The sequence below is a fragment of the Frankia sp. Hr75.2 genome, assembly GCF_949319125.1.
In the GTDB taxonomy this organism is placed as follows: domain Bacteria; phylum Actinomycetota; class Actinomycetes; order Frankiales; family Frankiaceae; genus Parafrankia; species Parafrankia soli.
On record NZ_CASGGV010000096.1, the window covers coordinates 1 to 3,947 of the forward strand.

Sequence of the window (3,947 nt, forward strand, 5' to 3'; positions counted from 1 at the left end):
GATGGTTGGAGGCCCATCCCAGGCGCCGAGCTGGGCGGCGGCCCGGACGAAGTCGGCGTGCGGTTCGAAACCGAGGCCTCGGGCGTACTCCACGGCACCGAAGACGATGTCCGCGGCGAGGTCGATCGGCGCGTCCTGCCATGCAGCGGGGTAGGCAGCGTAGTACTCGGGCACGAACTGGGCCAGCTCGACGTCGGTCCTGATGTCGGGGCCGAAGGCGTTCTTCACGCCCAGGCAGTAGACGTCCACCAAGAACCCGCATACCGACACCCTGTCCCAGCGATGCTTGCGGGCCACCAGCACGCTCACCAGGCCGCCAGCGTTCTCCTCATCGTCCGCGGGGGGCGACGCCTCGGCGGCCCAGCCACGCGACGGGTCGACCGCCAACCCCCGGTTCCAGCCGACGTTGACCCAACAGCCGACGACCGGGGGTAGCCCGGCTGTCGCCCGGGCCTGCGCTGCCGCGGCTGCCCGCACGAGGGGGCGACCCTCGATGGCGCGACGCCCAGGGCACGAGCGATCTGCTTCGGCGATTTCCCCTCGCCGCGTAGCTGGGACACCTGATCGCGCAGCTCAGCATCGTCCACGATCAAGGAATCATAGCCATAGCGGCGTAGCTCGTAACCCAGGCCCCACCTGCCATTACGCTACCTGCCAGCACGCCCGGCGCGGCCGTCGATCTCAACGACCACGGTGTGACCGGAACGAGCGCTTCGAGCCGATCAGGACTCCTCGTCGCAGTTCACTGGCCGCCCTTGGGTGAGGCTGGTTCAGCCCGGCGGTGAGGGCAGGCACGGCCGGGCCGACAGGGCGGTCCGACCGTGCCCCGGCGTATGGGGGAAGACTGGCCGCATGGAGTTGCTGATCGCCCGCAACCCGGATCCGGATTCCCGGCTGCCATACCTGCTGCGTCTTCCGCTGGCGGACGGGTTGGTGTTCCGCGCTGCCGGGACGTGGCCTCGGACCACCGCGCTCTACTGCTACCCGCTACCGAGCGCCGACTGGCCGGAAACAGCGGAGCTCGTCGAGCGGGTGCCGTTGCGGTCCTGCGTCCGTCGCGGCGCGGCCATCGATCTGATCGCCGACCGGGCCCGGGAGAACCGCTCCCAGCTGGTGTTCACCACCGCGCGGGGACGCGACGCGGTGTTCTGGCAGTCCCCGAGGACCCGCAAGCAGGCCCGGCCGAACGTCCGCACCCCCACCGCCCGCGCCGGCGGCGTCACCGAGCTGGAGATCGTGGTCGACTCCCACGAGAAGTACCCCTACCGGTTTGCCACCCAGCAGGTCCGCACGACACGGCGCGCCCTGCCCGCGGGCGACTACGGCCTGATCACCGATGGGCGGCTGGCCGCCGCGGTGGAACGCAAGTCCCTGCCGGACCTCGTCACCAGCCTCACCACCGGCAGGCTGCGCTACGCCCTGGCGGACCTCGCCGCCCTGCCGAGGGCCGCCGTCGTCGTCGAGGACCGCTACTCCCAGCTGTTCGCGCTCGACAGGGTGCGGCCCGCCCTGATCGCCGACGGCCTCGCTGAACTACAGATCCGCTGGCCAGGCGTGCCGATCGTGTTCTGCGAGACCCGCCCCCTCGCGGAGGAATGGACCTACCGCTACCTCGCCGCCGCACACCTCTGGGCCACCGCCGAACAAGCCGCACTCACTCGCATCGGCCCGCTCGCGGACGACCTCGATCACGCACCCACCGCCCCCGAACCGACCACCGCCGAGGTGCGCACCTGGGCCCGCGCACACGGCATCACCGTCCCCGACCGAGGACGGCTACGACCCGACGTCTGGGACGCCTGGCGCGCCGCGCACTGACCCCGGTCGACCCTCATCAACAAGCGCTTTCGCATCTCAACGAGAGAACCACGACCACGGGGGCAAGCTCCGGCATCGACCCATACGCACCAGCCAGAAGGCCGCTGAACTACCTGATCTTGGCGGCGTTCCCATTACCGGCATAGCCGTCGCGGCGGATCTTCGCATGGACCGGTTCCACCGATACGGTCGGGCCGTTGACCTGCAGGTTCAGGTTCGCATTAATGCTGGTTGGGTGCACTCATCGATGTCGACGAAGATCGACATGCGCCATGACCTGGCGGTTGACTACCAAACGCGGTGGTCTACAGGCGACGAGGCCGAGGGCTACAGCCCATCGACCTGCGGTTTTGGGTTCGAGTCTTGTTGGGCCGGTAGCCTGATCATTGCTTGATCAGGACGTCCCCACCCAGACCCGACACCAGAAAGAACCGCGATGTCTCCTCCCGCACCTGGCGGCGCCGAGCGCGGAACACCTGCCGCAGCGCCTCAGCCCGCACTGCCCACTACGCCGGAGTCTGGCCGGCAACAGCTCCACCCGCAGCAAGTCGGGGCTGACCCGACCAACCCACTCATCTTCCAGCCCTAGGGTGACGCCTACCTTATGGTCACATCGAAGGGCGGTGTGCCGGAGCCGCCCGCGTGGTCCCGCAACCTCGAGATGCTCGAGCCAGCCTGACATGCCGCCGCCGGCCGCCGCTTCCCACGGCGGCGACCGGCACGGGCCTACCTCGGCCCCCAGGACAGGCCACAAAGCGCCGATCGGCCGGCTCGGTACCCTGGCGGCCAACGCGGCTTACATCACAACCATCGCGATGGCGCTGGTCACCCTTCTCGGCTGCGCGCCGCCACGACAGGCAGCGGCCGAAACCGGTTTCCCGCGCGCGGTGGTGGGATCTGGCCCGGTCAGGACTACGGACCCGGCAGAAGGCGTGGGAAGCATCGGAATGACGAAGGCCGACGAGCCGGTGCGCGAGCACGTCCAGGAAACGACAGCGGTCTACGACCACGGGCAGTTCTACCTGTACACCGATGTCTGGGACGAGATCGACCCCGTTCAGATCATCCACGATGCAATCAACACGGACGGAGTCGCGCAGGGCGGGCCGCTGCTGGTCGTACTCTCCCCGCACCAGTGCAACTTCGCGGTGACGCTGCGGGTGGAACGGTGGTCCGCGCAGCCAGCGGGCGACCTTGATGCCTGGCAGGAGGCGTTCAGCGCGTCGATCGACGTCGACGAGTTCGGGCTCCTGTACGAGTCGACGACAACCATTCAGAACCTGCGGCTCGAGGTCCCCGCAGGCCGATACACGGCGCTGATCACCGGCCGCGGGTTCGTGCATCGCGGCTGGCCGGGTTCGACGATGCCGGGTGACGAATGGCGCGTCCAGCTATGGCCCCGCGACGGCGCCCACCGCGAACCGGCCCGGTTGAAGGCATGGGCGGGCTGACCCGCCCCGGCGGTCCCACAGGGCAGGCTCGGACGAGGCAGACAGATTTGGTGCGAGCCGAGGCGAGTCGGGAGCCGGCGCCGACCGGCAGATTCTCGTCGACCTCTCAACCCGCCCGGCATCCGGGACACCTGCAGTTCGGACTGACGGTCGACGACCTCCGCCGCGGAGTGTCCAAACTGCGCAACCGGGTCATCGGCCGGATCTTCCACTCGCTGCGACTGATCGAGCAGTGGGCAGCGGCATCCAACGGATGACCACCGTCTGTCTCGACGCAGGGCTCCCCTCGCCAGACCTCGAAGAGATCGGCACCCGGTTCCGCGTCACGCTGTGGACCCAGTGCATTCATCCATCAACCCTGGACGCCAAGGACCGCGCGATCCTCGCGCTTCCGAGCCCAGGCGCGCCGCCGGGCTGCACGCCACAGGCGCAAGGAACTCCCGCATCCTGTACGCATCAGACCCGAAGCGGCTCGCCGCAGCCCCGAGGCCACGGATCTCCCAAGCCCCATCGCGTCAACGAGGTCGATCCCGTCCACGAGGGCAGGAGGCCCGGCGGACGGGTGACTCAGGGGCGCCCAGCGTTCCTGTTCCCGGCGTAGCCGGCCCGGCGGATCTTCGCGTGAGCGGGTTCGACGGACACGGTTGGGCCGTTGACCTGGAGGTTCAGGTTCGCATT

At 69.1% G+C, this 3,947-nt stretch carries 4 protein-coding genes and 1 pseudogene; 4 read left to right on the forward strand and 1 reads right to left on the reverse strand.

Going from position 1 to position 3,947, the window contains the following annotated elements:
- On the reverse strand, positions 1-477 hold a 477-nt coding region (locus AC559T_RS08860; protein WP_498868405.1), incomplete at its 3' end, for a helix-turn-helix domain-containing protein.
- Between the two features lie 375 nt (positions 478-852).
- On the opposite strand from AC559T_RS08860, the gene AC559T_RS08865 reads away from it, so the two are divergent.
- The 4 genes and pseudogenes from AC559T_RS08865 to AC559T_RS08880 all read left to right on the forward strand — a co-directional run bounded on the left by AC559T_RS08865 (position 853) and on the right by AC559T_RS08880 (position 3,526).
- A complete protein-coding gene (locus AC559T_RS08865) occupies positions 853-1,818 on the forward strand; it encodes an ERCC4 domain-containing protein (protein ID WP_498868406.1) in 966 nt (321 codons plus the stop codon).
- A gap of 598 nt (positions 1,819-2,416) precedes the next feature.
- Positions 2,417-2,497, forward strand: a pseudogene (locus AC559T_RS08870) (hypothetical protein); the annotation flags it as partial.
- A 268-nt stretch (positions 2,498-2,765) separates the two neighbouring features.
- Entirely contained in the window at positions 2,766-3,269 is a 504-nt protein-coding gene (locus tag AC559T_RS08875; protein WP_498868407.1) for a hypothetical protein, read from the forward strand.
- Between the two features lie 50 nt (positions 3,270-3,319).
- Positions 3,320-3,526: an ATP-binding protein gene (locus tag AC559T_RS08880; protein WP_498868408.1), complete on the forward strand. Its 207-nt coding sequence runs from the start codon at positions 3,320-3,322 to the stop codon at positions 3,524-3,526.
- The last annotated feature ends 421 nt before the right edge of the window (positions 3,527-3,947 follow it).